The organism is Paenibacillus sp. P4_A7 (assembly GCF_056402455.1).
Genome location: NZ_JBFUHJ010000502.1, coordinates 1 through 3,894, shown reverse-complemented (window position 1 = coordinate 3,894; position 3,894 = coordinate 1). Strand labels below are relative to the sequence as shown.

Genomic DNA, 3,894 nt, shown 5'->3' with positions numbered 1-3,894 from the left:
GCCATTGAGGCAGCTCTATCAATAGGTATTACCATGTTCGATCACGCAAACATTTATACGGCAGGAAAAGCAGAGTCCGTATTTGGTCAAGCTCTCAAAAATCAGCCTAAGCTGCGTGAACAAATCGTTATCCAGTCGAAATGCGGCATACGCTTTGCTGAAGGGGATATTCCAGGGCGGTTTGATTTCTCCAAGGAACATATTTTAAACTCAGTAGACGGAATTCTTGGTCGTCTTGGAACGGAATATTTGGACGTGCTACTGCTGCACCGTCCTGATCCTTTAATGGAGCCAGACGAGGTTGCCGAAGCATTCACAAAGCTAAAGCTCTCTGGTAAAGTACGGAATTTTGGCGTATCCAATATGAGCGCTGGACAGATCCGCTYCCTGCAGCGTTCCTTGCCAGACCCGATTGTCGCTAATCAGCTAGAAATGAGTCTGCTTCGTCACGACTGGGTTGATCAAGGCATACATGTAAATCAGAAGGCTGGTCTTAATGATAACTTTGCTGAGGGTCTTATGGAATCCATGCAAATGGAAAACATTCAGATTCAAGCATGGGGTCCACTAGCTCAAGGTAGATTTTCCGGTAATCCATCTGTAAATGCTAGCGAAACTGAAATCAAAACGGCAGCACTTGTGATGCAATATGCGGAGGAGAATGAAACTACTCCAGAAGCTATCGTACTCGGCTGGTTAATGAAACATCCTGCACGAATTCAGCCTGTAATTGGCACAGTAAATCCGGAGCGTATTATCGCATGTAAGGATGCTGTAAGACAATCCGAATTGCTCACCAGAGAGCAATGGTATACGCTGCTCGTTGCTATTAGAGGGGTAAATATGCCGTAATTGGCAATGCAACCCCAAATACATTAATATTTTTTCATTTATTTCTCATAAATGCTTATTTCCCCTGTTATAGTGTACTTTTCGCTCTCATACACGTAATTAGCTGTTTTATAAGTATGTTATAGTCATATTTATAAAACGAAACGCGGAGGGACAACCTGACAGCATGAGAAAAACTAACTTATTGAAATCAATTGCCAAAGCAGGCATTTGTAGCGCGATCGTATTGTCGGCATTTACATTTAGCTCAACAACACAGCAAGCGCATGCGGCAACACCACAAACCATTAACTTAATTTCCACTGGCAAAACTTTTCTAGGCACACCTTATAAATTCGGGGCACCAGCAGGCGTTACATATGCTTTCGATTGTTCTTCATTCACACAGTTTATTTTTAAAGCGATTAATGTAAATCTTCCTCGCACTTCATCGGCGCAAGCGACAATGGGCAAGAAGGTTGACAAGGGCTCGCTAAGTATGGGCGATTTAGTATTTTACAATACTAACGGTAAATCGATTAGTCACGTAGCTGTGTATGCAGGCAATAACAAGATCATTCACAGCTCAAGCAGCCAAGGCGTTACCATTACGAGCATGAACTCCAACTACTGGAAAAATAAATATGTTACGGCCCGACGTGTCAGTAAATAAATGCATCAAACATAAGCTTACGTCGCCATCCTTGGCGGCGTAAGCTTTTTTTGTGGCGATCTATGAAGAGAAAAARAGCAGTTGTCGTTGATGCGACAGCTGCTTTTTCCCCTTTAATCCTCAACTGTTGATTAGCTAATTTAAGGTAACTGAAACAGCAAATGATGGCAAGGCATATAAAGATATGAAGAAGAAGAAGAAGAGAAAAGAAAAAGAACGATTGATCACGACTCCCCCCCTTTTTGGCCATTTTGCTATCGCTATGAAAATCTTTATTCATCTGTTTGGCCATTTTGCTATCGCTATGAAAATCCTTATTCATCTAGCTGCCTCGAGGCAGTGTAAAATTAGTTTCACATTGTGAAACTAATGAGAGACATAATGAAATTTTAGAGGATTTAGTTTCAGAATTTGCAGCTAGTTGTACGAAAAGGAGGCCTGGATCGAGCTAAGCCAGTATTTAAGTTCATTCCTTGACACTAAATCAGAGTTCACCCTCTTGCAACATCATTTAAGTGCAAATAATGAAACTATCCTGAGAATAGTAATTGAGGCTGCGGACAAGGAAGTGCAACTTTGTGTTAAACATGATGTTGACCATCGCGCTAGCCATAGTGCTAGCCATAGTCCTAATCACATTGCTGACCATAGCGCTAACCATAGCCCTGACCACAGCGCTTACCATATATTAATCAAAAGTTACCACAATGTTAGCCACAATAATGCTGTCTAGCATCCTCATACTCTTCGTTAGCAACTTTCAACCAATGCTCACTTCGTCCCTCTGAGTAGAGACTGTCTTTCCGTTTACATGCAACACCTTCGAGACGCATTTTTTGGATGAGCTTGAATAAGGAATATCCTTCTTCCTCGATGAATGGCATTTTTTGAATAAATGAGTTAGGGTCTATCACTTCGTCCAGCAGCTGCTTACGTTCCATTAACGGTCTATGGCGCATATCGATTCCATCATAATAAAGAATATCAAATACAAAGTAACGTACAGGCAATAACGCTGCACCTTCACGTATCTTAGGTTCCTTCTTCATTCTATATCGTTCAATCAAAGTTTTAAATTCCACGATTCCTGTGACCGGATTTACGTAGGCAACCTCTCCATCAAACACAACATCAACAGGCTGCTTAATGGGTATCCTGAGTAATTCCGGATATTGTTTTGTTACATCATTATTATGCTTTGTATACAAACGAGCCTGATTTCTAATAAAAGATAACAATAACCGATGGCCATCTATAATGGGTTCATATACATATTGTGCATCATTAAAAGGCTTACTATGCCTCGTCATTTGCATGGGTTTCATAAACATTTGACCGCCCTCTTCCGTCTAATCATTCTAGCATGCTGAGAGCAAAATAAACTTCGGTAAATTTAGGTTGAATTAGCGAATAAACCAAAAGGTAATTTGACATAATAGGGTCAAGAAGGAGGCTGAGAAAAGATGGCAAACCGAACAAATCAACTTCTTGTACCACAAGCCCGCGCAGCATTAGAGCAATTAAAATTCGAGATTGCACAAGAGCTGGGCATTCAAMTTCCGCAAGATGGCTACTATGGTCACATGACTACTCGTGATATGGGATCCATTGGCGGCTCCATTACTCGTCGACTGGTGCAAATTGCTGAACAGCAAATAGCAGGACGTCGTTAATTCCTTCATAATAAGCGCCGAGGCAGTTATTCAACTGTCATGGCGCTTATTTGTATTTTTTAACAAAATGGCTGTTTTTTATTAGGGCACCTTCCCTTTACCATCGAAAATCGGTAAAATGTAATAGAGTCATCCCGTTACATACTATAAATTCCACTGAAGAAAGGAATAWTCTAATATGATTATTCAACCAAAGACACGTGGCTTTATTTGTACAACAGCGCATCCTGAGGGTTGCGCACAACAAGTACAACGTCAAATCGATTATGTAAGTACTCAACCAGCAATTGAGGGCCCTCGCAACGTTCTAGTCATCGGAGCTTCTACTGGATACGGACTTGCTTCACGTATCGTCTCTTCGTTCGCTGCAGGCGCGAATACAATTGGCGTATACTTCGACAAAGCGGCTGAAGGCGCTCGCACAGCATCTGCAGGCTGGTATAATTCAGCGGCATTTGAGAAGGCAGCTGAAGAAGCTGGACGTAAATCGTACAGCATTGTAGGTGATGCATTTTCAGATGAAATTAAGACTAAGACAATTGATCTGATTCGTGCAGAACTTGGAACGATCGATCTTGTCGTTTATAGCGTCGCTTCACCGCGTCGTACGCACCCTAAGACCGGGGAAACTTTCTCCTCTGTAATCAAGCCACTAGGCGGAACTTATACGAACAAAACGGTAAACTTCCATAGCGGCGAAGTTTCACAAGCTGTAAT

5 protein-coding genes and 1 pseudogene are annotated in these 3,894 nt (G+C 41.7%); 4 read left to right on the top strand and 2 right to left on the bottom strand.

Translation table 11 applies throughout. The annotated features are described in order from the left end of the window. Both AC1DWN_RS29800 and AC1DWN_RS29795 read left to right on the top strand, forming a co-directional pair. Positions 1–852, top strand: an 852-nt coding sequence (locus tag AC1DWN_RS29800; protein WP_477562487.1) for an aldo/keto reductase, incomplete at its 5' end; no start/stop codon positions are given. Between the two features lie 166 nt (positions 853–1,018). Further along, complete coding sequence (locus AC1DWN_RS29795; protein WP_477562486.1) at positions 1,019–1,504, top strand: C40 family peptidase; 486 nt, start codon at positions 1,019–1,021, stop codon at positions 1,502–1,504. Here the strand turns inward: AC1DWN_RS29795 and AC1DWN_RS29790 are convergent. After that, the gene (locus AC1DWN_RS29790) at positions 1,494–1,826 is read right to left on the bottom strand and encodes a hypothetical protein (protein WP_477562485.1); all 333 of its coding nucleotides are present in this window, start codon (positions 1,824–1,826) and stop codon (positions 1,494–1,496) included. The genes AC1DWN_RS29795 and AC1DWN_RS29790 overlap by 11 nt on opposite strands. A gap of 388 nt (positions 1,827–2,214) precedes the next feature. Then, a complete protein-coding gene (locus AC1DWN_RS29785) occupies positions 2,215–2,835 on the bottom strand; it encodes an ATP-dependent DNA ligase (RefSeq protein WP_477562484.1) in 621 nt (206 codons plus the stop codon). Between the two features lie 132 nt (positions 2,836–2,967). On the opposite strand from AC1DWN_RS29785, the gene AC1DWN_RS29780 reads away from it, so the two are divergent. Further along, positions 2,968–3,177 carry a small, acid-soluble spore protein, alpha/beta type gene (locus tag AC1DWN_RS29780; protein ID WP_477562483.1) on the top strand — a complete coding sequence of 70 codons (210 nt, stop codon included), beginning with the start codon at positions 2,968–2,970 and terminating at the stop codon, positions 3,175–3,177. A 178-nt stretch (positions 3,178–3,355) separates the two neighbouring features. Further along, positions 3,356–3,894: pseudogene (locus tag AC1DWN_RS29775) on the top strand (bifunctional NADH-specific enoyl-ACP reductase/trans-2-enoyl-CoA reductase); the annotation flags it as partial.